We start from the raw sequence: 23861 nt of genomic DNA, 5'->3' as shown, positions 1-23861 counted from the left end.
GACGCGCGAGCCTGTCCCTGCATCAGTCGCGGATGACGAAGCGGCCACCGCCGGTGCGGTTGATCCGGGCATCGCCGGAGGTCGAATCCACGACAATATCGCCCCCGCCGGAGAGGCGGACCTGCGGGTCGCTGGCGTGCCCGTCAAACACAATATCGCCAGAGCCGCTGGTGCGTGCTTCGAAGCTGCTGGCCGTCCCGCCGCCGATGTCGATCGAGCCGCTGCCGTTCGAGGTCAGATCGAACGCGCCATCCGCACGGCCGGCTTCGAAATCGCCGCTGCCATTCACCGAAACGGTCAGCGCGCCGGCCTGGCCGATCTCGACATCTCCGGAGCCGGCGATGCGTACGGTCGACCCGTTCATCACGCGATCGACCTCGATGTCGCCAGATCCGGCGAGGCTGATATCAAGCGTGCGCACCTCGTCCGCGGTGATGTCCCCCGAACCGGCAAGCCGGATCGACAGCGCGTTCACGTCCTCCAGATCGACATCGCCTGAACCGCTTACCGAGACCTCGGCGGTCCCGGCCACATCGCCAACCTGGATGTCCATCGAGCCGGCAAGCGCGATATCGGCGTCGCCGGATATGTGGCCGGCCGCGAAATCACCACAGCTCGACGCGCTGAGATCCAGTCCGCCGAGATTTCCGGCCCGGCCCTCAAAGATGCTGTCGCCGACCACCAGCGTGGTTCCGGCAGGTACCGTGATCTCGATGTGAGGATATTCGGAGAAGGCCAGGCGCTCTCCGCCGCGCGGCCCCAGCCGTGTCGTGCCCGTCAGGCCGGAGCGGCACTGCCAGCGCCGGGTGTCCTGACCGCCATCGACATGCAACCCGTCGGCACGCTCGGAAAAGCCTGGCTCGGGTCCAGCGCCGCGGCGTGCCAGGCGCGCGGAAAGAGAAGCGCCTTCACTAACGGTGATCTCGCCCACGAAATCTTCAATGCGAACGACGGGGCCGGTCGACTGCAGGGCCGAAGCGGCGAGGAGCGTAGTCAGGATCATTGTTCAACCTTTCGAACGTCTGTTGCACACCCTTCTGCACTGAAGGTCTGTGCTATTATGGTGTTATAGGGCTGAATACTGTTCGCATACGCTCGCCGTGACACGTTAAACCTTGTCCATTCACGGTCTGAGCCGTCACTGGCCTGGCCCACACGAAGTCCGGGAAACCCGTCCATGACCCATTTCAAACCGCGCACCGAGCTTTCCACCCACGAGGTGTTCAACCAGTCCGAACCGATGACAGGCTATAACGCCTTCAGCGACGATGTGATGGTGCGCGAAGCGATCGGGCGGACCGGTGCGAAGGTCCATGCCGAACGGCTGTCCGGGTTCGGCGCGCGCATCGGGTCGCAGGAGGTTCAGGACTGGGCGGTCCGCGCCAATGCGAACCCGCCCGTGTTCAAGCCCTTTGACCGGTTCGGCCAGCGCCTGGACGAGGTCGAGTTTCATCCCGACTATCACAATCTGATGGAGCTCGGCCTGTCGCACGGCGTGTCGAGCGCGGCCTGGACGGTCGATCAGGGCGGACACAGCCTGCATGCCGCCCTGCTGATGCTCATGGGCGATGCCGATACCGGCGTGTGCTGCCCGATGTCGATGACCTATGCCTGCGTGCCTGCACTGCGCCACGCCAACTGGGCCGGCGACTGGATCAAGGGCGCGACGGCCGGGGCCTACGATCCCCGCTTCCTGCCCGCAAACGAAAAGTCCGGCCTGACCCTGGGCATGGCGATGACCGAGAAGCAGGGCGGGTCGGATGTGCGGGCCAACACCACGCAGGCGCGCCCGATCGGCGGCGACGAAGTGGAGTTGACGGGACATAAATGGTTCTGCTCGGCGCCGATGAGCGACGCCTTCCTGACACTGGCCTATCTTGAGGGAGAAGAGGCGCTGTCCTGCTTTCTGGTGCCACGCTGGCGCCCGGACGGCACGCGCAACACGATCGAGATTCAGCGCCTGAAGGACAAGCTCGGCGACAAGTCGAACGCTTCCTCCGAGATCGAATACAAGGCCGCCTGGGCGCGGCGCGTCGGCGAACCGGGGCGCGGCGTCCGCACCATCATCGAAATGGTCAACCACACCCGCCTCGATTGCCTGGCCGGGTCGGCCGGACTGATCCGCCAGGCCGCGGCCGCCGCGGTCTGGCACAGCGACCGGCGCAATGCCTTCCAGCGGCGCCTGGTCGATCAGCCGCTGATGCGCGAAGTCCTCGCCGAGCTCTCGATGGAGGCCGATGGCGTGATCGCGCTCGCCTTCCGGGTTTCGGAAAGCTTTGACCGGGCCGGAGAGGACGAGCACGAGGCCGCGCTGGCCCGCGTCCTGACACCCCTGGCCAAATACTGGATCTGCAAGCGCGCACCCTATCTCGTCTATGAAGCGATGGAGGCCCATGGCGGCGCAGGCTATGTCGAGGAACACCCCTTGCCACGCATGTTCCGCCAGAGCCCGCTCAATGCGATCTGGGAGGGGTCCGGCAATGTCATCGCGCTGGACGTGCTGCGCGCCCTCTCCCGCGACACCGCCGCCCGCGACGCACTTGCCCGCGAGCTTTCCAGCGTGACCGGCCGCCACCCTGCCCTGGACGCGCGCATTCGCGACCTTTCCCGCATGGTGGAAACCGGTGTGGGCGAAGCCGATGCGCGCCGCTTTGCGGAACATGCCGCGCTCGCCTTGACCGCGGCGAGCCTCATCCGGGCGGGGCTCGACCCCGTCGCGGAGGCCTTTATCGGCCGGCGGATAGAAGAGAGCGCCATCATGCTGGGCGCGGGATCGGCCCGGATCGACAGCGACACGCTGATCGGCCGGGCGCGGCTGACCGTGTGATCCCTCCATGATGCTGGCAGCCCTCGCGGGCTACGTTCTGCTACAGCTCGCCATCGCTTACTGGGCGTCGCGCCGGGTCGCAGGCGATGCTGACTATCTCGTAGCCGGACGCCGCCTGGGGCTGTTCGCAGTCGGAATTTCGGTGTTCGCGACCTGGTTTGGCGGTGAAACCGTGATCGGATCGACTGCCACGATTGCCAATGAGGGCATTGCCGGGGCTCGCGCCGAGCCAATCGGTTACGCCCTCTGCCTGATCCTTGCCGCGCTTCTGGTCGCCGGACAGTTGAGGGCGCGCGGCTACATGACGCTTGCCGACTTCTTCCGCGACCGGTTCGGTCCGCGCGCCGAAATCGCTGCAGCATTCGTTTCCATTCCGACCTCCGTCGTCTGGGCCGCAGCCCAGCTTCTGGCGCTGGCGTCCATCTTGTCGGTCGTCGCGGGCCTGCCAATCGGCCTCACGCTGATCGGCGCGACCGGATTGGTCATTGTCTACACCCTGCTGGGCGGACTGTTGGGCGATGTCATTACCGACATGGTTCAAAGCGTCGTGGTGCTTGCGGGACTCGTGGTGCTGCTAGTCCTGCTTATCGGGCGGGCGGGCGGTATCGGCGAAGGCCTTGCCCTGATCCGACCTGAACAGCTGGTTCTGGTCCCCGAAGGCGAAAGCTGGATTGCTCGGCTCGACGCGTTCGCCATCCCGGTTCTGGGGTCGATCGTTGCGCAAGAGATGATTGCGCGCTTCCTCGGCGCGCGGACGGCCCGAATCGCCGTGCGCGGCGGTCTGATCGCCGGCAGCGCCTATCTGGTGGTCGGCTTCATCCCGCTCATCTTCGGAATGGTGGCGCCTAATCTGGGCTTCGACCCCGCCCAAGGCGATCTCTTTCTGCCCAACATGGCCAGGCAGTTGCTGCCCGACGCGCTCTTTGTCGTCTTCGTGGGCTCGCTTTTCTCTGCGGTACTCTCCACCGTGGATTCCGCGCTTCTAGCGGTTGCCGCGCTCTCGACAGAAAATGTCTACGCCCGCTTTCGGCCGCAGGCGAATGCGCAGGAGAAGCTGCTCGCCGCACGGGGGCTGACCGTGGTGGCAGGCCTTTGCGCCTACGTGGTGGCGACCAGCGGCGAGACGATTTACGGGCTGGTCGAGATTGCATCCTCGCTTGGCTCGGCAGGTCTCCTGGTCAGCCTGCTCATAGGCCTGCGCACACGGTTTGGCGGAGAGGTGGCAGCGCTCGGCGCGCTAGCTGCCGGTCTGTCCACCATCTGGATTGCCGACTATGCGCTGGACCTACCAGGCGCATTCATGTTGTCGATCGCCATGGCGGGGCTCGGCTATGCTGCCGCTGGTCTCGCGTTCGCCAGGCCCGCCCGTGCCTAACCCACGAGCCAGTAGATACCGAGCGCGATTGGGGTGCCGATCACATAGCCGAGCACGCCCGCAAGCACGCCGGGCGTGACCAGATCCTTCCAGCCCTTGGCCGCCGCCAGCGCAGGCGCGGTCGTCGCGCCCAGAATGGCGGCGTTCGACGCGATGATCATCTCCGGCAGGGACAGGCGGGCGATCGAGCCGACAGCCAGCATGATCACCGCGTGGATGGCGATCAGCATCGCGATGAAGGCCATGATCATCGGGGCCTGCGAGATCATGTCGGCGACGTTTGCACCGGCAGCGATCGCGCCGAAGAAGACGAAGGCGAGCACCACGCCCAGCTCGAACCCGCCATGAAGCCTTGCCATCTGGCGCGGCAGAAGCGTTGCCGGCGCGACCGCCAGGACCGTGATGAGCACGTAGCGAAGGCCCGGAATGCCGATGGCCTGCGTGATGAAATCGGCGATTGCCACGACGAGCAGCGCGAAAGTGAGCGTCAGGCCCAGGCTCAGAGGCGTGGCCGCATTTGCGCTCGTTTCGCCGGTCTCCGCGACCGTGCCAGTCGTGTGGTCGCGCGTCACGAAGCGCCGGGCAAGCCAGGCGATGCCGGGCAGGATGGCCAGGATCGCCAGATAGGTGGCGCTGGCCAGATGGTCTGCCGCGACGATGGCCGAGACGAGCGCCGGTTCGTTCGCGGCGAGGCCTGTCTGCTCGACCAGCGGCCCGAAATTGACTGATCCGCCGATATAGCTGGCTGTCAGCGATCCGGTGATCGCGGCTTCCAGCTCGCCCAGATCGAGCAACAGCCCGGCCAGCAACGCGCCTGCCACCGTCGCGACCGAGCAGATCAGGAAGGCCGCGCTGATGCGCGTGGTCTCGAAGATGATCCGGCGCAGATCCGCCTTCATCAGAAAGAGCGGAATCAGGATGGGCACAAAATACGCGAAGACAAAATCGTACGCCGCCGCGTCGAAGGGCAGGATGCGCAGGTTCGAGGCGAGAATGGCAAGCAGGATCGTCCAGACCGTTCCGGTCAGCAGTGCGCCGATCCGCGTCTTCTCCAGCAGAAAGCCGATGCCGGCGATGGTGAAGAGCGCGGCCATCACGGCGATGTTGTTTCCGGCCGGGATCAGGGACGAGGCCTCTACACCCTCCATCGGAGCCATCCTTTCTGTCGTATCTGTCTCGCGCGTCTTGCGTCGGGCAGACATAAGCCACGGCGAGCGGGCCGCAAGGCAGTCAAGCCGGACTCATGCGCTCGGAACCCTTGCGGGTAATACCGCATCGGCCTCGATCTCGACCAGGTAGTCGGGTGCGGCCAGAGCGGCCACGCCGATCATGGTGCTTGCCGGCCTGTGCGCGCCGAACACCGCCAGGTGAGCGGCACCCACGGCCGCCTGTGTCTGCACGCTCATGTCGGTTACGAACATGCGCGTGCGCACCACGTGGGCGGTATCGGTACCGGCCTGGGTCAGGGCGTCGGCGATGATCTCCAGGCAGCGTTCAGCCTGGGCTCCGACATCGCCGGGCGCGTGAACATGGCCGGTGCGTCCGACGGACACCGTGCCGGCGACCCAGACCTGATCGCCGTGGACGACCGCCCGGCAATACCCGACGCGGTCCTCCCACGGAGCACCGGACGGGATGCGCCGTATCCCGCCACGTTCGGGCGTATTCACTCGGCGCCCCGCTGCACACCATTCTCGAAGATATCCAGCGCGATCGCGGCCATGCCTTCGGTGGCCATGGTGATGGAGGTTTCCGCGTCGGGGTAGAAGAAGGGCGAGTGATTGGCCGGCGGCACTTCACCGCGAGCCATGTATTCGTCCCACACATCCCGCGGCTGTCCGCCGACCCAGAACATGAAGATGGGCACACCCGCCTCGGTCATGCCGTAGCGGGCAAAGTCCTCGCCGCCGGTTACCGGCTGGGTCGAGCGCACATTCTCCTCGCCGAAGCGGGCGCGCAGCGCGCCGACCGATTGCTGGGTCAGCGCCGGATCGTTGTACAGCGCCGGCGTGTAGATATCCTCGGTTTCGACGATCGGCATCAGATCGTCGGGCAGGCCTGCCGCCCGGGCCTGAGCCATGGCGATCCGCTCGATGCCGTCCAGCAGCGTCTGACGCACGGAGGGCTCATAGCTGCGTACCGTCAGCTGGAGATGCGCACTGTCGGGGATGATGTTGTGCTTGGTCCCCGCATTGAAGGCCCCCACCGTCACGACGCCGGTATCGAACGGCGAAATCTCCCGGCTCACCAGGGTCTGGAGATTGGTCACGATCTGGCTGGCCAGCACGATCGGATCGACCCCGTTCTGCGGGCTGGCGCCGTGCGCGCCAATCCCGCGCACGGTGATGTCGACGCTGTCCACATTGGCCATCGCGTATTCGGAAACGAAGGTGATCTCGCCAGCCGGGACATATCCCCAGGTATGGAAGCTGACCACGGCATCCGGCGTGCCGAAGCGCTCGTAGAGCCCGTCCTCCAGCATGGCGTGAGAGCCCAGGCCGATCTCCTCGCCCGGCTGGCCGATCAGGATCAGCTTGCCCGACCACGCATCGCGATTGTTCGAGAACCAGCGGGCCGCACCGACCAGCGCCGTCATGTGCGTGTCGTGCGCGCAGGCATGCATGACCGGGAACACGTTGCCGTTACGGTCTTCCTGTGTGGCCTCGGAGGCGAAGTCGAGCGGCGTGTCCTCCTCCATCGGCAGGCCGTCCATGTCCGCACGCAGCAGCACGGTCGGGCCGTCGCCATTCTCCAGAACCCCGACCAGGCCGGGCGCACCCACACCCTCGGTGACGTCGACGCCGGCCTGGCGCAGTTCCTCGGCCAGGCGGGCTGCGGTCTCGGTCTCGACCATGGAGAGTTCGGGATTGGCGTGGAAGTGCTGGTAGAGGCCTTCCAGGTAGGCGTCATAGTCGGCGCTTACCGCGCTCGACAGATCGTCGGTTTGCGCGAAAGCGGGCGCGCAGAGCGCGGTGGCTGAGGCGGCGGCGATGAGTAGACGGCGCATAGAAGGAACTCCCCGGTGTCTCTGATTGACGCCCATTGCAGCGTGCGCCGGGGGGAAGGTCAATGGCAGCCTAGCCGAACATCGCGTCAATATCGGCCTGGGCGGAGGATTCTTCGGCTTCGTCCGCGTCGTCCATCTTGCCGTGAATGGCGCCGGACGCCGCCCCGATCAGCGGGCGGATATCCTCGTTGGCCATGCGGGCGACTGTCGCGCATGTCTCGGAATCGGCGCCGCCTTCCAGCATGGACTGAGCGCGGGCGACCTCGCTGTCGATCTGCAGGATGATGGTTTCCAGGTGCGCGCGCAGCGCCCGCGGTGCGGCGCCGTAAGCCAGGATGGCGAGCTCCTTGGCCGCAAAAGTCGAACGCTGGAAATGCTCGACATAGTCGCACGGGGCCCAATCGAGCACATCCTCAGCGCAATCGGGCATGTCGGGCAACATGTCCATGAGCATCACCACTTCGTTGAAATGGTTGAGGTAGTCGGTCGCCAGGCCGGTCTCCGGATTGATGTTGGCCTTGGCCAGCACATCCGCGCCCAGCGCGCCCTCCCCCAATGTCGTCTCCGTGTCACTCATGCCTGGTCCGGACTTCAAACCCATTGCAAAGGCGCATCTTTCACGCCTCAAGGTTTAGGAACGCCTAACCGCCCGCCCCGCAATCCGATCACTCCTGCCCGCCGCCGAACCGCTCGCTCCACTCGGCCACCGCGTCATCCTCGATCTTGGCGAACAGCACGTCGGGCGGGGTGAAGGCGCCTCCCGGCGGCAGCGCGGTGAGAATCTCCTGCGCGCTCGCCTCGGGCCAGTCGAAGCCTTCGCCGGACAGGCCCAGAGCCGCCATGATCTTGTCGGCGGTAAAGGGAATGACCGGGTGAGCCACCAGTGCGAACAGGCGGCACAGATTGATGCCCGTGCGCACGCCCAGCGCTGCGCGTTCGCGGTCGGTCTTGAAATGGCTCCACGGTTCGGCGCGGGTCAGATATTCATTCCCTGCCGCCCACAGGGCACGTGTCTCGGCCATCGCCTTGCGGAACTCCATCGCCTGGTAGTGCTCGGCAATGGTCTTCAGACGGGCATCGACTTCTTCATACAGCCAGCTCTCGGCCTCGCCCGGCTCGCCGCCGGCCGGAATCTCGCCGTCAAAGCGCGAATTTCCGAAACGCAGGATGCGGTTGACGAAATTGCCCAGAACGTCGGCCAGGTCCTTGTTCACCACCGACTGGAAATGCTCCCAGGTAAACTGCGCGTCGCCGCCTTCGGGCGCCCCGGCGGTCAGATACCAGCGCCAGTAGTCGGCGGGCAGCAGGTCGATGGCCTGGTCCATGAAGACGCCGCGCTTCTCGCTCGTGGAGAACTTGCCGCCATACCAGGTCAGCCAGTTGAAGGCCTTGAGCCGGTCCACCGTCTTCCAGGGCTCGTCCGACCCCAGGATCGTGGCGGGGAAAGACACCGTGTGGAAGGCGACATTGTCCTTGCCCATGAATTGCACATAGGTGACGTCGCCCGCGCCCTCGTCGGTGCGCCACCACGATTGCCAGTCGCCCCCCGTCTTGTCGGCCCATTCCACGGTCGCGCCGATATAGCCGACGGGCGCATCGAACCAGACATAGAAGACCTTGTCCTCGAAGCCCTCACGCGCCTGGCCCTCGCGGACCACCGGCACGCCCCAGGACAGGTCCCGGGTGATGGTCCGGTCGCGCAACCCCTCGTCGAGCCATTTGTAGGCGATGGACTTGGCGAGCGAGGGCCAGCCGTCCGCCGCGTCCACCCAGCTGCGCAGACGGTTCTCCATCCGGGTCTGGAGCAGGCGCAGGTGGCGGGTATCGCGCACTTCGAGGTTTTTCGATCCCGAAATCGCCGAATAGGGATCGATCAGGTCGACCGGGTCCAGCAGCCGGCCGCAATTATCGCACTGATCGCCGCGCGCCTTTTCATGCTTGCACGTCGGGCACGTGCCCTGGACGTAGCGGTCGGGCAGGAAGCGGCCATCGTCGATGGAATAGATCTGCTTCTCGACGACCTCTTCGATCAGGCCCTTGTCTTCGAGCACGCGCGCGAAATGCTGCGTCAGTTCGGCATTCTGCGGGCTCGACGTGCGGCCGAAATAATCCCAGGCCAGACCGAAGCGCTCGCCAAGCGCCTTCTGGATCTCGTGCTGTTCGTCGCAATAGGTGCGCACGTCCTGGCCGGCCGCGGCCGCGGCCAGCTCGGCCGGGGTGCCGTGCTCGTCGGTCGCACAGATCGCCAGGACATCATGGCCGCGCATGCGTTCGAAGCGCGCATAGACATCAGCGGGCAGCATCGACCCGGCAAGATTGCCCAGGTGTTTGATACCATTGATGTAAGGCAAGGCGCTCGTAACCAGAATGCGGGGCATTATCGATAACCGTCCAATCTCGAGAGTGCTGACCGCCGGCCCGGGATCGCTGAAGCGGGTGCGGTGCGAGGCGCAGACATAGCGGTCACACGAGGTCAGGAAAATAGCCAGGGCGCATTTTGGCAGCGGCCCGGGGGATCGGGAGGCTTGCGATCGGTCGGAAGCAGGACGCCGGCGCGGTCGATGGTGAGCAGTCTTCAAACAGCCGGGGACTCGACGGCAGATCGAAAATTCGGTCATGTTCGTGCAAACGCTACAACCACGTCGCCTGGACTATCGGGCAATGGGAGACACGCTGACATGGCTTCGATGACCGACGCTGAACGGGTCGCGGCGCTCAGGCGCTACCAGGTTCTGGACACCGACCCCGATCCGCGGTTTCAGGCGATCACAAACACCGCCGCGATTGCCCTCGATGTGCCGATTGCCCTCGTCACGCTGGTGGATGAATCGCGCCAGTGGTTCAAGGCGCGGCACGGGCTTGATGTCTGCGAGACCGAGCGGGAAATCTCGTTCTGCACGCACGCCATCGTCAGCACCGAACCCTTTATTGTCGAGGATGCCGCCAGCCACCCGGTCTTCAAGAACAACCCGCTGGTTACCGGCCACCCCTTCATCCGCTTCTATGCGGGCATTCCGCTCATCGACAAGCAAGGCGCCGCGCTCGGGACGTTCTGCATCATCGATGCGCAGCCGCGTACACTGAAAGACGACGAACTGACCATGCTTTTCGGGTTCGCCCAGTTTGCCATGACGGCGCTGACAGCCCATCGCCAGGAGATCGAGATGGAGACGGATTCGAACTTGCGCACAGGATCGTGAAATCGGGCTGATTGCCCGGCCTGCGCACTGACCGCCTTTTCAAGAAGGAAGCACCATGTCGAGACTGCACCTGGGTGAAAAGCTTCGCGCCTTCCGTATCCGTCAACGGATCAAGCAGGAAGCGCTCGCGGCGGATCTCGGCGTCAGCCAGGCCACGATTTCCCGGCTGGAATCCGGCGTGATGGAGGCCAGCCAGCAGCTGGCGGACAGCATCGAGGCCCTGCTCGCCAATCCCACGAACCAGTCGAGTTTTGACTATTGGCGCGCGGCCGTGTCCCGTCTGGACGGCCTGTTCGCCCTCTACCGCCTGATGGGTGCGGAAAGCGATCCGCTCACCGTATCGCGCGGTTTCGAACGCTGGGCTGAGGCCGGGGCGACCGCTCCCGACAATGCCATGGATACGATCGCCCAAGCGGTTTCACAGACTCGCAGCGCGCTCGTGGATGCGACCCAGCAACCGGTGACGCGCCCGATCACGATCGACGGAGCCAAGCTGCATCTCAATCTCCAGCTCGTGGTCGACGATCACGGCTCCCGCCTTGCCCTGGTGGAGATCATCCGCACGCACTAGGACGCTGCTGCCCGGCTTGCACGCGCCGGGGCCCGCGCGTATAGGAGGCGCCGGTTGTCGCAAGACCGACAGGCCGGTTTAGCTCAGCTGGTAGAGCAGCGGTTTTGTAAACCGAAGGTCGGGGGTTCGAGTCCCTCAACCGGCACCATTTTCACACCCGGCGATTATCGAGGCAGGTGGCCGATACGCGTTTCCAGACGCACGGCGAACCAGGCGATGAGCTGCTTCCACATCTCGTCCTTCAGGACCAGGCCTTCCACATCGTGTTCCATGTTCGGGTTGTCGTTGACCTCGATGACGAACACCCCGGCTTCGTTCTGCTTGATATCGACGCCGTAGAGCCCGTCGCCGATCACGCGGGCGGCCCGAACGGCAATATCGATGACCTCGGCGGGTGTATCCTCGATGGCGAAGGTGGCCGAGCCGCCTTCGGTCATCTTGCCTCCCTCTCCGTGCTTGATGATCTGCCAGTGGCCCCGGGCCATCTTGTACTGGCAGGCAAACAGGGGCTTGCCGCCGAGCACCCCGACTCGCCAGTCGAATGTGGTGGGCATGTATTCCTGGGCGATGATCAGCGCGGTGTCCTTGAACAGCGCCTTGGCCTTCTTCGTCAGCTCCTCGCGCGTGGCCACCTTGTGGACCGAGCGCGAGAACGACCCGTCCGGAGCCTTCAGCACGACCGGGCTGCCGAGCGATTCCATCACGTCGGAGAGGTTCGCGTCTTCGTCGAGGATCAGGGTGCGCGGTGCGGGAATGCCCGCCTTTTCCAGCAGCTCCTTGAGATAGACCTTGTTGGTGCAGCGGATCATGGACTGGGTGTCGTCGATGACCGGCATGCCTTCCTGCTCGGCGCGCCGCGCGAAGCGATAGGTGAAGTTGTCGATCGCCGTGGTCGCGCGGATAAAGAGCGCATCATACTCGGCCAGATTGGCCAGATCGTTCGGCCCGATCGGCTGCACCTCGACATGCTCGCGCGAGGCCACCGCTGCCAGCTTCTTGAGAGAGGCCGCGTTCGATGGCGGCTTCTCCTCCTTGGGGTCGACCAGCACCGCGAGCGACCAGCGCGCCGGAGTGCGGGCTTTCTGCGGGCTCCAGCTCCGCTTGGTATGGGAGTCCAGCGCGTCCAGGAAGAAGTCGCGGCGTTCGCCTTTCAGCGCATGGATCGAAACCGGGCGCAGCTTGTCGATACCACCCGCTTCGTTCAGGCGCACCTCGATGGCGGGCACGCGGAACCAGTCGAACAGTAACTTCGAAAACCGCTTGAAGCCGGCAAGCTCGGGACGCCCGAATGCGACGAGAAAGCGCTCCGGCCGCTCCGCGAGGGCGTCGAGATCGCGGGCCAGCGCAGCGTTGAGTTCAGGCAGCGCCGACACGTAGAGCGACTTGCGCGACAGCTCGACCATGCTTTGCACCGTCGGCACGATGCGGTGAGCGCGCGCCTCCGCGAGCAGTGAGGCATAATAGCCTGCGCTCTGATAGGCGTAGGAGCGTGACAGGTTGATGATGTTGGGCCGGCGGTCGGAGAAGAGCCGGGGCTTGGTCAGGTAGTCGGCGACCTTGAGCACCTTGTGGGGCGTCTCGTGCTGGGCCAGGTCACCGGAATGGTCGACCAGAAGGAGCCAATCGCTCATGACTGTGTGTGTTCTCGCATTGCGATCTCGGTCTCCATGATCACCGCATCCTCTCCGTCATCATAGTATGCTGGGCGAATTCCGGTTCGGCGAAAAGCGCTTCTCTCATAACTTCGCTGCGCAGCGCCGTTCGACCGGCGAACCTCCAGCCGCAAACGTCGGCATCCGCGCTGTGCGGCGTGGCGCGCGGCTTCCTCGACCAGTGCCGGACCGATACCCTGACCGCGTGCCGTCTCGTCCACGGCGATCGAATAGAGCCGGGCCACCGTCGCATTGCGCCGGTAGAGGATCAACGCATAACCCACGCGCTCCGGACCGTGTTCCCCGGCGCGCTCGGCCAGCAGGACCAGGGCGGAGGGACGCGTGAGCAACCGGCGCAGATTGCGGCGGGCAAAGCGATCCTGAGCAAACGCGCCGCGCTCCAGCGCATCGATCGCATCGAGGTCTGCGGGCCCGGCGGGGCGGATGTGGACAGACGATGACGGCGCGTGCGGGTTCGAGGTCAAGGGACGACTCATGGAGGCGGACTGGGGCGAGGAGTATGTAGCGCTATGGAACCGGTTGCGTCATCTCGCGCGTTGAACCCGCAGGCCCTGGCGCGCTATTGAGACACGAAGCGAATTTGAACCAATCATCTTCAAGGAGTCCCGAGCCGATGACCCGATTGAGCCTGCTGACCGCTGTATCCGCGCTTGTGCTCGCCGCTTGCGGCCCGGGCCAGGACCCTGAGTCCGAACCGATGGCGCCCGAGGGCGATGCCGCCTCGCACAGCGAGGTGGACACTGGTCATGGACCGGAGACGCCGGCGCGCGGAAGCACCGAAACCGCATCCGCGTCGCAAGACAGCGCCGAGCCCGATCCGGCCTATGGCAACCCGACCGGTGATGCCGACGCCGATCAGACTGGCGAAACTGCTCCGGATCAAGCGACGGCGGACGAGACACCGGCCATGAGCGAGGAGGCACAAACCATCCTCGCCGGATTCGGTGCTCCCTATACGCAAGCCGATCTCGAAAATGGCGAACGTGTTTTCCGGCGCTGCGCCGCCTGCCACACGCTTCCCGAGGGCGCGCGCAATCTGGTCGGTCCGAACCTGCACGGTGTCTTTGGGCGCGAAGCCGGCACGGTCGAAGGCTTCCGCTATTCCGATGCGGTCCAGAACGCCGATTTCGAATGGACGCCGGACCGGCTTGAAGAATGGCTGGCCAATCCGCGCGAATTCCTCCCCGGCAACCGCATGGCTTTCCCCGGGTTGCGCGACGAGCAGGACCGTCACGACGTGATTGCGTACCTGGCGGTCGAGACCCACGCCGAACCGGTCGAATGATCGCGGCCCGAGGCAGGGCTTGAAACGCCCCTCCCCGCCGGGAGGGGCGTTTTCGCGTCTACAGTCCGAACAGGCTTCCCGGGAGGGCTCCGATCACCGCGCCGGTCATCAGCGTGGCCAGGGAGCCGGAGATGAGCGCGCGCGGCGCCAGCGCCAGAATGTCCTCTCGGCGCGAGGGCGCGACCGCCATCAATCCGCCGATCAGGATGCCGACCGAGGAAAAGTTGGCGAAACCGCAGACCGCGTAGGTCAAGATCAGCGTGGTGCGCGGCGACAGGCCCTCCGCATTGGCGAGCTCGGCATAGGCCAGAATCTCGTTCAGCGCCGTCTTGTAGCCCATGATGGAGCCGGCCTGGTTCGCTTCGGCCCACGGAATGCCGGCAAGCCAGACCAGCGGCGAGAAGATCCAGCCCATGAAGCGCTCGACCGAGATGGGCGCGCCGAAAAAGTCGGGAAAGACGGTCAGCATCATGTTGAGCAGGGTCACCAGAGCGGTGAAGACCAGCAGCATGGCGATGATGTTGATGAACAGCTTCACGCCGTCGGTCACGCCGGTGGTGAGAGCGTCCATCGTGGAATGATAGAGATTGACCGGGATCGGCTCCTGTCCCGTCATCTCCTCACCCGGCTCCGCCGGGTGCATCACGCGGGCAAGCAGAACCGCCGCGGGCACGGAGATGAGCGAGGCCGTGACGATGTGGCCGGCGGCGTCGGGCAGCACTCCTGAGAGCTGCGACACGTAGATCGCCATCACCGACCCGGCGACCGTGGAAAACCCGACCGTCATGATCAGGAAGAGGTCCGACCGGCTCATCGTGGCCAGGCGCGGACGGATCAGAACCGGGCTTTCGGTCATCCCCAGGAAGATGTTGGCAGCCGCGCCGAGCGAGGCCGCGCCTGAAAGCTGGAGGATGCGCCGAAAGAGCAGCGCGAAAGCGCGCACGGCAAACTCGAGAATGCGCCAGCGCCACAGCAGCGCCGAAAGGGCGGAAAGGACAATGACCATCGGCAGGGCATGGAAAGCAAAGGTGAACGCTCCCGGCACCGTCCCGTCGGGATTGATCGCGACAGGCTGGAACGGCATGTCCGCGGCCTGCTGGCTGCCCAGATAGCCGAAGACGAAGCTCGTTCCCTCAAGGGTCGCCTTCTGCAGCGCATCCACGACGCCGGTCAGCGAGGCCAGGAAGGCACGCGTGGGCGCGAGCGAATACAGCATGACCGCAATCACGAACTGGACAGCGACCGCGCCGGCGATGAGGAGGAATGGCGGCTTGCGCCGCGGGCCGAATGCCCAGGCGATTGCGATAAACGCAAAAACGCCAATCAGGCTGCGCAGCTGAAGCCCCGCGTCTTCCATCGTGTCTGCCTTCGAGTTGTTGAGAAATCCCGGTCCCGGGCGCGCACCCTAATGTGTAGACGGACGGTTTTCCAGCGCTTGAACTGTCGTGCGCGAAACGACACTGTCCCCGCCATGAAACGCGCGATCTGGTCTCCCTGCATACAGGTCTGCTTCGTCGACCCGGAGGACCGGATGTGCGTCGGCTGTTTTCGCACGCTTGAGGAGCTCGGCCGGTGGACCCGGTTTACCGACGCCGAACGCGCCGCGCTCAAACCGGAGCTTGAAAAGCGTCGCGCAGCCTATCTGGCACGCAAGGCCGGCTAGCCCGTGAAGAATGCCTCGCGCAACATGTTCAGCGCGACGATCACCAGCCCGATCGCGAAGGCCTGTCGCAGCCTGTGCTCGGGCAGGGCATGGGCAAGGCGCGCGCCGACCGGGGCGAGAAAGACGGCGGCAATCGCCAGCACCGCGAAGGCGGCCATGTTCACATAACCCAGAGAGAACGGCGCCCGGCCAAGCTCGCCCATGCCGGCGACCATGAAGCCGATGGCCCCCGGCAGACCGATCGCCACGCCGAAGCCGGCCGCGGTCCCGACCGCCTTGTGGATCGGCTTGCCGCACAGCGTCATCAGCGTGACGCCGAAGACCCCGCCGCCAATCCCCATGAGGCTGGATAGCGTGCCGATCAGCGTGCCCAGAACACCGCTCATCGGCAGGCCGGGCAGGTCCTGCGCCAGCTTCCAGTCGGGCCGGCCGAAAAAGAATTGCGCGGACAAAAGCAGGGCGACGATGCCGAACAGCGCGGTCAGGACTTCGCCCGGGGCGAGGTCGGCAATCACCGACCCGGTCAGGGCGCCAAGTACGATCCAGGGGGTCCAGCGGCGCAGCACGTCGAAATCGACCGCGCCGCGGCCGGCATGCGCGGCGACGGAGCGCAGCGAGGTCGAGACGATGACGGTGAGCGAGGTTCCCACCGCGGCATGCATGGCGTGGTCTTCATAGCCGAGCGCGCTCAGCGTGTAGTAGAGGGCGGGGACCATCACGACGCCGCCGCCAATCCCGAACAGGCCGGCGATCAGACCGGCAAAGGCGCCCGTGGCCAGGAGCCCGGCGAAGAAGACCCAGATCTGCGCGGTCACGCGGCCTGTCTCGCCTCCGAGACGGCCTCCGCCGCGCGCGCGACAACCGACCAGTCCGCACCCGGCCGGTTGGCCTCGCTGGAGAGGATTTGGCGCCAGCGGCGCGCGCCGGGCATGCCGGTAAACAGGCCGAGCATGTGGCGGGTGATGGCGTGAAGACGCGTGCCCGCGGCGAGCGCGCCTTCCACATAAGGCCGGTACGCTTCCAGCGCGTCGAACGGTGTCTCTACCGGGTCGCGCTCGCCATAGAGGCGGCTGTCGACGCGCGCCAGCTCGAATGGTGTGTGGTACGCGGCCCGGCCCAGCATGACACCGTCCACGCCGCTCATCTCCTCGACCGATTGATCCAGCGTGGCGAGACCGCCATTGAGCAGGATTTCAAGGTCCGGGCGCGCCGTCTTCAGGCGGCGCACCAGCGCGTAGTCGAGCGGGGGCACGTCCCGGTTCTCCTTCGGGCTCAACCCTTTCAGCCACGCCTTGCGGGCATGCACGATGAAGGTGGTCACGCCCGAGGCGGCGACCGTGTCGACGAAGGAGAAAAGCGTCTGCTCGGGATCCTGGTCGTCCACGCCGAGCCGGTGCTTGACCGTGACCGGCACGTCGACTGCATCGCGCATCGCCGCCAGGCATTCGGCCACAAGCTCCGGCTCGCGCATCAGGCAGGCACCGAACTTGCCGGACTGGACCCGGTCGGACGGACAGCCCACATTCAGATTGATCTCAGCATAGCCGAAGCCTTCCGCGATGCGCGCAGCTTCGGTCAGGAAGCGCGGGTCCGATCCGCCCAGCTGGATCGCGACCGGGTGCTCGCTCGCATCAAATCCGATCAGGCGCGGCGCATCGCCGTGGATCACTGCCTGGTCGACCGCCATCTCGGTATAAAGCACGGCGCGCCGCGTCAGGACACGATGGAAGGCCCGGCAATGCCGGTCGGTCCAGTCCATCATGGGCGCCACGGTGAACCGGCGATCCAGGGTGTGCGGGTGTGCGGTCATTGTGATCATTTAGTTCGGCAGCAGAAAAAGCGCAAACGGGCCGGGACCGAGCTGTTTTGCCTGCATCGAAGAAATTCGCGGCCACGATTGCCGCGAACCGATGAGGCCCCAGGGCGGGACCTGAACTGAGCCAGCGACTGACGCAGCCCCAAACTGTCCATTTTTAACCCTGACATTTAACGGGGATTTGAGGCTTTCGGGCCTATGCTTCTGCCAGAAGTGGAGCGGACATCCATGGCCAAGGCCGTCTTTCAGAAACACCAGCGTGTCTTCGTGCGCCCGGTCGGAACCTGGGCGATGGTGGAGCAGGTCAAGCCGCAATGGGTCAAGGACGTCGAAGAGCCGGTCAAGGTCTTCTACGATTGCGGGCTCGGGCGTGACTTCTCCGCTGCAGAGCTCGCCGCCGAGGAAACCGCTGACGCCGATGTCCAGCCCGGCCAGTGGCGCCTCATGCGGGTAAAGAACAAGTGGCAGACCGCCGACGAGTGCATTCACCACCCGCATCCCGGGACCTACCCTGTGGTCGTCACCGATGAGCGCGACTGGGGCGGGTGGCGTGTGCCCGGTGCGGAATACGACCGCGATCCCAACCGGATAGAGGCGCAGGCCCGTCTGGTCGCGAATGCTCCGCGCCTTCTTGCCCTCGCCGAGGCGCTGGTTCGCCTGACCGGCGACGATCCGGGGGCGGGCGATGAGCTGCTTTCCCTCGCCCGCCGCGCCAAGGACACCGTCCGGGCAGTCAAGAACACACCCCAATCGGACACCTAGCGGAATGCAGGTCGTCTGAATAATTTATGGGTCGCCTGGCTAACACCTTGGTAAGCGCGCAGCGGAGACTATCTTCACTTAAACGGTACAGTTTCAGGTGTCGCTCGTGCAATTTTTTCCCGGTCTCGACCGGCTAACGGTCCTCCTCGTCGACGATAACAGCCACATGCTGCACATCGTACGCACAATGATGCGCGGGTTCGGCATCGTTCATATCTTCGAGAGCCGCGACCCGGCCGAGGCCATCGACATTGCCCGCAATGACAGCATCGACCTGATTATTCTCGATTATCAGATGGATATGCTGGACGGACTGGAATTCACGCGCATGCTGCGCACCGCAGCCGACAGCCACAACCGGTTCGTGCCGATCATCCTCTTGACCGCCTATACTGAACGTTCGCGCATCCTGAGTGCGCGAGACGCCGGCGTGACCGAAATCTGCGCCAAGCCCATCAATGCCAGCGAGCTGTGGCGCAAGATCGCGGCCTGCGTGAACGAGCCGCGCCCGTTCGTGCGCACCAAGACGTTTTTTGGACCGGACCGCCGTCGCCGCACAATCGAGTGGCCGGCTGAAAAAGAGCGGCGCAAGACGCCGATCGAGGCCCCACAACCCCAAGCCCCAGATGGCGAAACGGCCCCGAAAGCCGCCGGCGAAGCGGCGTCGCAAGCAGCAGAGGCCATACTGGAACAGGCCGGCTAGACTGGCAGAAAAGCAAGACGTGTCGCCTGATTACAACAAAACCGTCGCGATTGTTTAATCATGCCTCGCAAACGCATGCGGTTTCCTGCTTAAACTTTTCATTCTGCTGGACGAACGCGTTCACTCTCCGTTAAATCACACAATGACCGAGGCGCGCCTGCGATCCGCGTCCGCTTCTGCGGATGGCTCTGTCGGGATGACCGAGCAAGCTCGCCCCATGCGCGGCGGGCTGACGCCGCGCCGCGTCCTCTTCGCGGTGATCGCGTTCTCGATGATCTTCGGCGCGATCATCGCCTTCAAGCTCCAGCAGGAATGGGCCGACACGGTCGAGGAAGCCGAAGGTACCCAGGCGCGCACCGCCGCCTTCCTGGCCGAGCGCGTCAGCGGACGTCTGGCCGAGGTGCGCGGCGCCCTCGCCTTCGCCGCCGCCGACCTGTCGACGGCCGAGGCAGACCGCATTGAAGACGTCGCCCGGATCCGTCTGCAGACATTGACCGAGTCCAGCCTGATTTCCGGGGCCGCCCTGCTTCTGCCCGGCGGAAGCGTGGTCCGCTCGCCGGATACGCAGGCCGATATCCGGGAGGCGGCCGAGGCGGCTCTGGCCAGCCCGACCGGTGTGGCAACCCTGCTCGGCCCGCCCTCCAGCATCGTCATGGGCTCCGGCGTGCCGCTGCCCACCGGCCAGGTCGGCGCCCTGGTCGTCTGGGTGGACCCGGCCGCCATTCTTCCGGAAAACCGCCCTGACCAGATCTCGATCCTGGCCAGCGCGGAAGGGCGCACACTTGCCTTGCAGCCTCCGGTGCAGCTTCGCGGGGCACCCTTTGCGGCCGAACGGTTCGGGCTGTCGACAGAGCGCATCCTGCGCGTGGCCGGCCAGGGCGGAGCGATTTCAGGCGCACGCATGGGCGAGCAGGACCGCATTCTGGGTGTCGCAGCCCTCGCCGACGCGCCGATCCAGACCTATAGCCTGGGGCCGCCTGCCATCGACCAGACAGGCTGGCGCCGCACGCTGATCTTCTATCTTCTGATGTTCCTCGGGCCGCTCTTTGCGGCCGTGGCGCTATGTGCGCTCCTGCTGATCCAGATGGGCAAGCTGAAGACCATCCAGGCGCAGCTTGAAGACTCCGAGCGCCGTTTCCGTCTGGCGATCGAGGGCGCCCGCTGCGGCGTGTGGGACTGGGATTTGTCGACCGACGACGTCTTCATCACCGAGTCCTTCGCCCGCATGGTGGGCCGCAAGGGAGCCTCGATCATCAGTGGGCCGGAGTTTCTCAGCCTGCTCGACCCTGAAGACCGGGGCCGCGTTCGCACGGCTCTGCGCGGCGCCCTCAAATCGGGAGAGGTCAATCTGGAAGCGCGCGCCAACTCAATCGCGCTCTGGATGCAGATGCGCGGCCGTCCGATGGTCAGCGAACGCGGCGATGCCCGGCGCATCATGGGCGTCGCCATCGACATCACCGAGCGCAAGGGCGCCCAGGCTCGCGTCGCGGCGGCGGAATCGCGCCTGCGCGCCGCGCTGGAATCCATGAATGAGAGCTTCGTGCTGTGGGACTCCAAGCGCCGCTTGGTGTTGTGGAACCGCAAGTTCCGGGAATTCTTCGATCTCGACGAGCACGCGCTGAAAGCCGGCATGGCCTATGACGATGCCGAGGCGGCCGCCGGAAAGGCCATTCTCGCCGTCCATTCCGATGCGCGCGAGAACGCTACTTACGAGATGGAGCTGAAGGACGGGCGCTGGCTGCACTACTCCCAGCGGGTCACCAATGATGGCGGCCTGGTCTCGGTCGGCGCCGACATTACCGCGCTCAAACGCCACGAAGCGACACTCAAGGCCAATGACCGTCAGTTGCGCCAGAGTGTCGACAGCCTGAAACGGTCCCAGGAACGGATCCAGGAACTGGCGCACAGCTATGAAGAAGAAAAGATCCGCGCCGAGCAGGCGAACCGGTCGAAATCCGAATTTCTCGCCAACATGAGCCATGAGCTGCGTACGCCGCTCAATGCCATCAACGGCTTCTCGGAAATGATGATCCAGAACATTTTCGGCCCGCTCGGCCACGAGCGCTACACCGAGTATGCGAACGACATCTACAATTCCGGTCAACACCTGCTCTCGCTGATCAACGACATTCTCGACATGTCCAAGATCGAAGCCGGCAAGATGGTTCTGTCAGCCGAGCCGGTCGTTCCGATGGATTTGATCGAACAATGCCTGCGCCTGGTCTCCGCGCGCGCAGCCGAGAAGAACATCAATATCGTTCTGGAAGGCGAAGACCTGCCGGAGATCGAAGCCGATCCGCGTGCCATCAAGCAGGTGTTGCTCAATCTTCTGTCAAACGCCGTGAAGTTCACCCCGGAGGACGGCCGGGTCACCGTGCGCGGCTTCAATGCGGTGGACGGCGTCGTGCTCCAGATCAGCGATACCGGCATCGGCATTCCCGAAGAGGACCTGCCCCGGCTTGGCCGCCCGTTCGAGCAGATCGAAGCGCATCATTCGCGCAAGCACGAAGGGTCTGGCCTGGGCCTGGCCTTGTCCAAGTCTCTGGTGGAGCTGCATGGCGGCACGTTGCGGATCGATTCCACGCTCGGCAAAGGGACCACGGTGTCCTTCACCCTGCCCGCGCAGCTGCCTGACGAAGCCTCAGGCGAGCATGGTGCGTTTCAGCTGAACGCCAACGCCGCCGAGTAATTCCCCAAACTAGTTGTTCGGCCCGGCCGGCGCGTCTGCAGCTTCGTCTCCCCGGACCGCGTCATCTCCATCGCCGTCGCCGCCGCGGTTATGCTCGCGATGCTCATGACGGTCACGGCGATCGTGACGGCGATGATGGCGTCCCTCGAAGGGGGGACGGCCCGAATAGGCCTCGGCCAGCACCTCGCTGCGCGTCTGCGGATCGAGACCTTCAACGATGTCCAGCAGCACGCGCTCGCCCTGCGCTTCGACGGCGGCGCGCGTCTCGCGCGCCCGGCGCAACGCCTCGGCGGCGCGTTCCGTATCGAAGGGCTCGGCCAGAATGGCGGCGGCCGCCTCGCGGCGTGCCGCACCGGCTTCACGCAGCAAGGGGCGGATTTCTCCGCGCCCCTCCATCATGCGTTCGCGCGCGGCCGCGCGTCCCTCCTCGGGCAACGCTTCGTAGAAGGCGCGCGGATTGAAGCGGCCCGGCCCGAGAACCGTTTCAAGAGCCCGATCCTCCCGGGCCCCCGGCTGCTCGAACCCGCGTTGCAACAGCACGCCGATCAGGATGCCGTTGGCCAGTACAGAGACGACAAGAAGGCCGACCCAGAGATTGGCGGCAAGGCCGGTGCGGTTAAACATCACTCTTCCTCCACCCAGGCTGAATTCTCGGCCTGGAGACTGTCGAACGCGGCAATATAGATCGCCATATCGTCCCGGTCCGGCTGGCCCGTTTCCCCGAACGACCATCCCAGCCCCAGGCCGCCAATCAATGCGACGGCAGCCGCCATGCTCGCCCATCGCGGGGTCGCCATGCCTGGGCGCGATTTCGCCCCAGGACCGGAGGCCAGCAGGCGCGCCTCAAGATTGCCCGGCACCCCGGTGAGGTCCCGGGCGGACTCCAGCAGGCGGTCGAGCCGGGCGGCCTCTTCGAGCTGCGCGCGAAGAGCGTCGTCAGCGTGGTCGCGCAGGAAAACAAGCGCTGCCTCGCGATCGGCGGCGGGCCAGCGCGATGGAGCTGCGCCATAGGCGCTGACAAGGCGGTCGAAGCGGGTGCGGTCCATCAGCTCTCTCCCTCGTGAGCTCCCCCGGCCAGGCCGGAGAGGAGGTTGGATTGTTCGTCGGCAAGCGCCTGTTTCAAGCCGCGGCGCGCTCGCGCCAGTAGCGATTCCAGGGCGTCGACACTCACCTCCATCATCGTTGCGGCATCGATATTGGAGTGCTCCTGGAAGTGACACAGCTCCAGGGCCAGTCTCTGGCGTTCGGGCAATGCCTGCACAGCTTCGCGCACGGCCTTTGCGGTCTGGCTGGCACTGATCTTCCGGTCGGCCAGAGGTGCCGTGTCGGCCCGCTCGGGCACCTCGCCGGAGACCTCGCGGCGGCGGCGCAAACGGTCGTAGCAGGCATTGATGGCGATACGTCCCACCCAGCTATCGAACCGAGCGGTTCCGGGCTGCCACCTGCCCGCGCCTCTCCATACCTTGATGTACACGTCCTGCGCGGCATCCTCGGCTTCCGCCTCACTGCCGAGCAGACGCCGGGCGAGGCCCAGAATGACCGGCACATTGCGGCGCATGAACAGGCGCGCCGCCGCCGGGTCGCCCTGCGACAGGGCGCGCGCATACGCCAGATCGCCGCCGGGGAAGGCGTCGCGGTCGACTGACGAGCTGGACTTGCCGCCCGCAATCAAGGTCAGTCGTGGCGCGATGACGCCCTCCCCGGCCGCACGATGCGGCCTGGCTCCTAGTTGCGCCACCAGCGGCGCGATCCGCGGCGATCTTCACGGCGCTCCTCGCGCCGTTCCATCGCAGCATCGAGTTCATCGGCCGTCACCGAACCGTCCTGATCGGTGTCGAGACGGTCGAACATCCGGGTTTCGCCGTCGACGAACTCGGCGCGCGAGATCCGGCCATCTTCGTCCGCGTCCTGACCGTCCATCCAGCCGCCGCGTTCGCCGCGTCTGCCACGATGGCCGCGGCCCCGCCGGCCATCTTCATCGTCGCCCATCTCCTCGCGGCGGGCCTCGCGCATCTCCATCATGCGCCGATGCATGGGCGAGGCGTCTTCCGCGTCAAGATAGCCGTCCGAATTACGGTCGCGCCATTCGAACTCCTCGCCCTTCAGCGAGGCGATTTCGTCTCGTGTGACGGTATTGTCACCATTCAGGTCGAACATGGCCAGATGGGTCAGTCCGGAATGGCCACGGCCACCCCCGTGATGGCCCTGTCCGGGCGCGGCGACGGCAACGCTGAGTCCGCCCAGCGCGATGCCGGCGGCCAGAAGCGTGGTTTTCAATGCGGTCTTCATG

24 protein-coding genes and 1 tRNA gene are annotated in these 23861 nt (G+C 65.4%); 10 read left to right on the top strand and 15 right to left on the bottom strand.

Features of this window, described 5'->3' with window-relative positions; genetic code table 11:
* Nucleotides 1–22: 22 nt before the first annotated feature.
* Nucleotides 23–1003 (bottom strand): GIN domain-containing protein, encoded by a 981-nt coding sequence (locus PGP17_RS10280; protein ID WP_270375260.1) that lies wholly within the window; start codon nucleotides 1001–1003, stop codon nucleotides 23–25.
* A 174-nt stretch (nucleotides 1004–1177) separates the two neighbouring features.
* Here PGP17_RS10280 and PGP17_RS10275 point away from each other — a divergent pair, with 174 nt between their 5' ends.
* Together PGP17_RS10275 and PGP17_RS10270 are read left to right on the top strand one after the other, a co-directional pair.
* A complete protein-coding gene (locus PGP17_RS10275; RefSeq protein ID WP_270375259.1) occupies nucleotides 1178–2827 on the top strand; it encodes an acyl-CoA dehydrogenase family protein in 1650 nt (549 codons plus the stop codon).
* A 7-nt stretch (nucleotides 2828–2834) separates the two neighbouring features.
* A complete protein-coding gene (locus tag PGP17_RS10270) occupies nucleotides 2835–4202 on the top strand; it encodes a sodium:solute symporter family transporter (RefSeq protein ID WP_270375258.1) in 1368 nt (455 codons plus the stop codon).
* On the opposite strand, the gene PGP17_RS10265 is transcribed toward PGP17_RS10270, so the two are convergent.
* The 5 genes from PGP17_RS10265 to metG form a co-directional block, all read right to left on the bottom strand.
* Complete coding sequence (locus PGP17_RS10265; RefSeq protein ID WP_270375257.1) at nucleotides 4199–5350, bottom strand: DUF819 family protein; 1152 nt, start codon at nucleotides 5348–5350, stop codon at nucleotides 4199–4201. The genes PGP17_RS10270 and PGP17_RS10265 overlap by 4 nt on opposite strands.
* A gap of 93 nt (nucleotides 5351–5443) precedes the next feature.
* Nucleotides 5444–5872, bottom strand: a complete 429-nt coding sequence (locus PGP17_RS10260; RefSeq protein WP_270375256.1) for a RidA family protein — start codon at nucleotides 5870–5872, stop codon at nucleotides 5444–5446.
* Nucleotides 5869–7209 (bottom strand): amidohydrolase, encoded by a 1341-nt coding sequence (locus PGP17_RS10255; RefSeq protein WP_270375255.1) that lies wholly within the window; start codon nucleotides 7207–7209, stop codon nucleotides 5869–5871. The genes PGP17_RS10260 and PGP17_RS10255 overlap by 4 nt, the downstream gene beginning before the upstream one ends.
* 70 nt (nucleotides 7210–7279) lie before the next feature.
* Nucleotides 7280–7786, bottom strand: a complete 507-nt coding sequence (locus PGP17_RS10250; protein WP_135945888.1) for a hypothetical protein — start codon at nucleotides 7784–7786, stop codon at nucleotides 7280–7282.
* 88 nt (nucleotides 7787–7874) lie between these two features.
* Entirely contained in the window at nucleotides 7875–9587 is a 1713-nt protein-coding gene (metG, locus tag PGP17_RS10245; protein WP_270375254.1) for a methionine--tRNA ligase, read from the bottom strand.
* Nucleotides 9588–9896: 309 nt separating this feature from the next.
* On the opposite strand from metG, the gene PGP17_RS10240 reads away from it, so the two are divergent.
* The 3 genes from PGP17_RS10240 (at nucleotide 9897) to PGP17_RS10230 (ending at nucleotide 11128) form a co-directional block, all read left to right on the top strand.
* On the top strand, nucleotides 9897–10409 hold the full coding sequence (locus PGP17_RS10240) for a GAF domain-containing protein (RefSeq protein ID WP_270375253.1): 513 nt from the start codon (nucleotides 9897–9899) through the stop codon (nucleotides 10407–10409).
* Between the two features lie 55 nt (nucleotides 10410–10464).
* A complete protein-coding gene (locus tag PGP17_RS10235; RefSeq protein ID WP_270375252.1) occupies nucleotides 10465–10980 on the top strand; it encodes a helix-turn-helix domain-containing protein in 516 nt (171 codons plus the stop codon).
* A 72-nt stretch (nucleotides 10981–11052) separates the two neighbouring features.
* A tRNA-Thr gene (locus PGP17_RS10230) sits at nucleotides 11053–11128 on the top strand.
* Nucleotides 11129–11144: 16 nt separating this feature from the next.
* On the opposite strand, the gene PGP17_RS10225 is transcribed toward PGP17_RS10230, so the two are convergent.
* Both PGP17_RS10225 and PGP17_RS10220 read right to left on the bottom strand, forming a co-directional pair.
* Nucleotides 11145–12611 carry a RimK family protein gene (locus PGP17_RS10225; protein ID WP_270375251.1) on the bottom strand — a complete coding sequence of 489 codons (1467 nt, stop codon included), beginning with the start codon at nucleotides 12609–12611 and terminating at the stop codon, nucleotides 11145–11147.
* Entirely contained in the window at nucleotides 12608–13129 is a 522-nt protein-coding gene (locus PGP17_RS10220; protein WP_270375250.1) for a GNAT family N-acetyltransferase, read from the bottom strand. The genes PGP17_RS10225 and PGP17_RS10220 overlap by 4 nt, the downstream gene beginning before the upstream one ends.
* 137 nt (nucleotides 13130–13266) lie before the next feature.
* Between PGP17_RS10220 and PGP17_RS10215 the strand changes: the two genes are divergently transcribed.
* Nucleotides 13267–13938 (top strand): c-type cytochrome, encoded by a 672-nt coding sequence (locus tag PGP17_RS10215; RefSeq protein WP_270375249.1) that lies wholly within the window; start codon nucleotides 13267–13269, stop codon nucleotides 13936–13938.
* A 58-nt stretch (nucleotides 13939–13996) separates the two neighbouring features.
* On the opposite strand, the gene PGP17_RS10210 is transcribed toward PGP17_RS10215, so the two are convergent.
* On the bottom strand, nucleotides 13997–15295 hold the full coding sequence (locus PGP17_RS10210; RefSeq protein ID WP_135945894.1) for a NupC/NupG family nucleoside CNT transporter: 1299 nt from the start codon (nucleotides 15293–15295) through the stop codon (nucleotides 13997–13999).
* Between the two features lie 114 nt (nucleotides 15296–15409).
* Here PGP17_RS10210 and PGP17_RS10205 point away from each other — a divergent pair, with 114 nt between their 5' ends.
* Nucleotides 15410–15601 carry a DUF1289 domain-containing protein gene (locus PGP17_RS10205; protein WP_135945895.1) on the top strand — a complete coding sequence of 64 codons (192 nt, stop codon included), beginning with the start codon at nucleotides 15410–15412 and terminating at the stop codon, nucleotides 15599–15601.
* Here the strand turns inward: PGP17_RS10205 and PGP17_RS10200 are convergent.
* The gene (locus PGP17_RS10200; RefSeq protein WP_270375248.1) at nucleotides 15598–16416 is read right to left on the bottom strand and encodes a sulfite exporter TauE/SafE family protein; all 819 of its coding nucleotides are present in this window, start codon (nucleotides 16414–16416) and stop codon (nucleotides 15598–15600) included. The two genes, PGP17_RS10205 and PGP17_RS10200, sit on opposite strands and share 4 nt — an antisense overlap.
* Nucleotides 16413–17411 (bottom strand): tRNA dihydrouridine(20/20a) synthase DusA, encoded by a 999-nt coding sequence (gene dusA, locus PGP17_RS10195; protein ID WP_135945896.1) that lies wholly within the window; start codon nucleotides 17409–17411, stop codon nucleotides 16413–16415. Before dusA ends, PGP17_RS10200 begins: the two co-directional genes overlap by 4 nt.
* Before the next feature lie 234 nt (nucleotides 17412–17645).
* Here dusA and PGP17_RS10190 point away from each other — a divergent pair, with 234 nt between their 5' ends.
* From PGP17_RS10190 to PGP17_RS10180, 3 genes are all read left to right on the top strand, one after another.
* On the top strand, nucleotides 17646–18179 hold the full coding sequence (locus tag PGP17_RS10190; protein WP_270375247.1) for a hypothetical protein: 534 nt from the start codon (nucleotides 17646–17648) through the stop codon (nucleotides 18177–18179).
* Nucleotides 18180–18285: 106 nt separating this feature from the next.
* Nucleotides 18286–18882 (top strand): response regulator, encoded by a 597-nt coding sequence (locus PGP17_RS10185; protein WP_270375246.1) that lies wholly within the window; start codon nucleotides 18286–18288, stop codon nucleotides 18880–18882.
* A gap of 196 nt (nucleotides 18883–19078) precedes the next feature.
* Complete coding sequence (locus PGP17_RS10180; protein ID WP_270375245.1) at nucleotides 19079–21571, top strand: PAS domain-containing sensor histidine kinase; 2493 nt, start codon at nucleotides 19079–19081, stop codon at nucleotides 21569–21571.
* Nucleotides 21572–21580: 9 nt separating this feature from the next.
* Here the strand turns inward: PGP17_RS10180 and PGP17_RS10175 are convergent, their stop codons facing one another.
* From PGP17_RS10175 to PGP17_RS10160, 4 genes are read right to left on the bottom strand one after another with little or no spacing between them, the layout of a single operon-like run.
* Entirely contained in the window at nucleotides 21581–22195 is a 615-nt protein-coding gene (locus tag PGP17_RS10175) for a periplasmic heavy metal sensor (RefSeq protein ID WP_270375244.1), read from the bottom strand.
* A complete protein-coding gene (locus PGP17_RS10170) occupies nucleotides 22195–22617 on the bottom strand; it encodes a hypothetical protein (protein ID WP_270375243.1) in 423 nt (140 codons plus the stop codon). The genes PGP17_RS10175 and PGP17_RS10170 overlap by 1 nt, the downstream gene beginning before the upstream one ends.
* Nucleotides 22617–23309: an RNA polymerase sigma factor gene (locus PGP17_RS10165; RefSeq protein ID WP_270375242.1), complete on the bottom strand. Its 693-nt coding sequence runs from the start codon at nucleotides 23307–23309 to the stop codon at nucleotides 22617–22619. The genes PGP17_RS10170 and PGP17_RS10165 overlap by 1 nt, the downstream gene beginning before the upstream one ends.
* The gene (locus PGP17_RS10160; protein ID WP_270375241.1) at nucleotides 23297–23860 is read right to left on the bottom strand and encodes an EF-hand domain-containing protein; all 564 of its coding nucleotides are present in this window, start codon (nucleotides 23858–23860) and stop codon (nucleotides 23297–23299) included. The genes PGP17_RS10165 and PGP17_RS10160 overlap by 13 nt, the downstream gene beginning before the upstream one ends.
* Between the last annotated feature and the right edge of the window lies 1 nt (nucleotide 23861).

The organism is Marinicauda sp. Alg238-R41 (assembly GCF_947331485.1).
Classification (GTDB): Bacteria; Pseudomonadota; Alphaproteobacteria; order Caulobacterales; family Maricaulaceae; genus Marinicauda; species Marinicauda pacifica.
Note: the sequence above shows the minus strand (reverse complement) of the source record. Positions and strands in the feature narration are given on the sequence as shown.

Bases quoted from the DNA above. Each gene is read 5' to 3' on its own strand.
- PGP17_RS10280 (WP_270375260.1), bottom strand. From the start codon at position 1,003: ATGATCCTGACTACGCTCCTCGCCGCTTCGGCCCTGCAGTCGACCGGC.
- PGP17_RS10275 (WP_270375259.1), top strand. From the start codon at position 1,178: ATGACCCATTTCAAACCGCGCACCGAGCTTTCCACCCACGAGGTGTTC.
- PGP17_RS10270 (WP_270375258.1), top strand. From the start codon at position 2,835: ATGATGCTGGCAGCCCTCGCGGGCTACGTTCTGCTACAGCTCGCCATC.
- PGP17_RS10265 (WP_270375257.1), bottom strand. From the start codon at position 5,350: ATGGAGGGTGTAGAGGCCTCGTCCCTGATCCCGGCCGGAAACAACATC.
- PGP17_RS10255 (WP_270375255.1), bottom strand. From the start codon at position 7,209: ATGCGCCGTCTACTCATCGCCGCCGCCTCAGCCACCGCGCTCTGCGCG.
- PGP17_RS10250 (WP_135945888.1), bottom strand. From the start codon at position 7,786: ATGAGTGACACGGAGACGACATTGGGGGAGGGCGCGCTGGGCGCGGAT.
- metG (WP_270375254.1), bottom strand. From the start codon at position 9,587: ATGCCCCGCATTCTGGTTACGAGCGCCTTGCCTTACATCAATGGTATC.
- PGP17_RS10240 (WP_270375253.1), top strand. From the start codon at position 9,897: ATGACCGACGCTGAACGGGTCGCGGCGCTCAGGCGCTACCAGGTTCTG.
- PGP17_RS10235 (WP_270375252.1), top strand. From the start codon at position 10,465: ATGTCGAGACTGCACCTGGGTGAAAAGCTTCGCGCCTTCCGTATCCGT.
- PGP17_RS10225 (WP_270375251.1), bottom strand. From the start codon at position 12,611: ATGAGCGATTGGCTCCTTCTGGTCGACCATTCCGGTGACCTGGCCCAG.
- PGP17_RS10220 (WP_270375250.1), bottom strand. From the start codon at position 13,129: ATGAGTCGTCCCTTGACCTCGAACCCGCACGCGCCGTCATCGTCTGTC.
- PGP17_RS10215 (WP_270375249.1), top strand. From the start codon at position 13,267: ATGACCCGATTGAGCCTGCTGACCGCTGTATCCGCGCTTGTGCTCGCC.
- PGP17_RS10210 (WP_135945894.1), bottom strand. From the start codon at position 15,295: ATGGAAGACGCGGGGCTTCAGCTGCGCAGCCTGATTGGCGTTTTTGCG.
- PGP17_RS10205 (WP_135945895.1), top strand. From the start codon at position 15,410: ATGAAACGCGCGATCTGGTCTCCCTGCATACAGGTCTGCTTCGTCGAC.
- dusA (WP_135945896.1), bottom strand. From the start codon at position 17,411: ATGACCGCACACCCGCACACCCTGGATCGCCGGTTCACCGTGGCGCCC.
- PGP17_RS10190 (WP_270375247.1), top strand. From the start codon at position 17,646: ATGGCCAAGGCCGTCTTTCAGAAACACCAGCGTGTCTTCGTGCGCCCG.
- PGP17_RS10180 (WP_270375245.1), top strand. From the start codon at position 19,079: ATGACCGAGCAAGCTCGCCCCATGCGCGGCGGGCTGACGCCGCGCCGC.
- PGP17_RS10175 (WP_270375244.1), bottom strand. From the start codon at position 22,195: ATGTTTAACCGCACCGGCCTTGCCGCCAATCTCTGGGTCGGCCTTCTT.
- PGP17_RS10170 (WP_270375243.1), bottom strand. From the start codon at position 22,617: ATGGACCGCACCCGCTTCGACCGCCTTGTCAGCGCCTATGGCGCAGCT.
- PGP17_RS10160 (WP_270375241.1), bottom strand. From the start codon at position 23,860: ATGAAGACCGCATTGAAAACCACGCTTCTGGCCGCCGGCATCGCGCTG.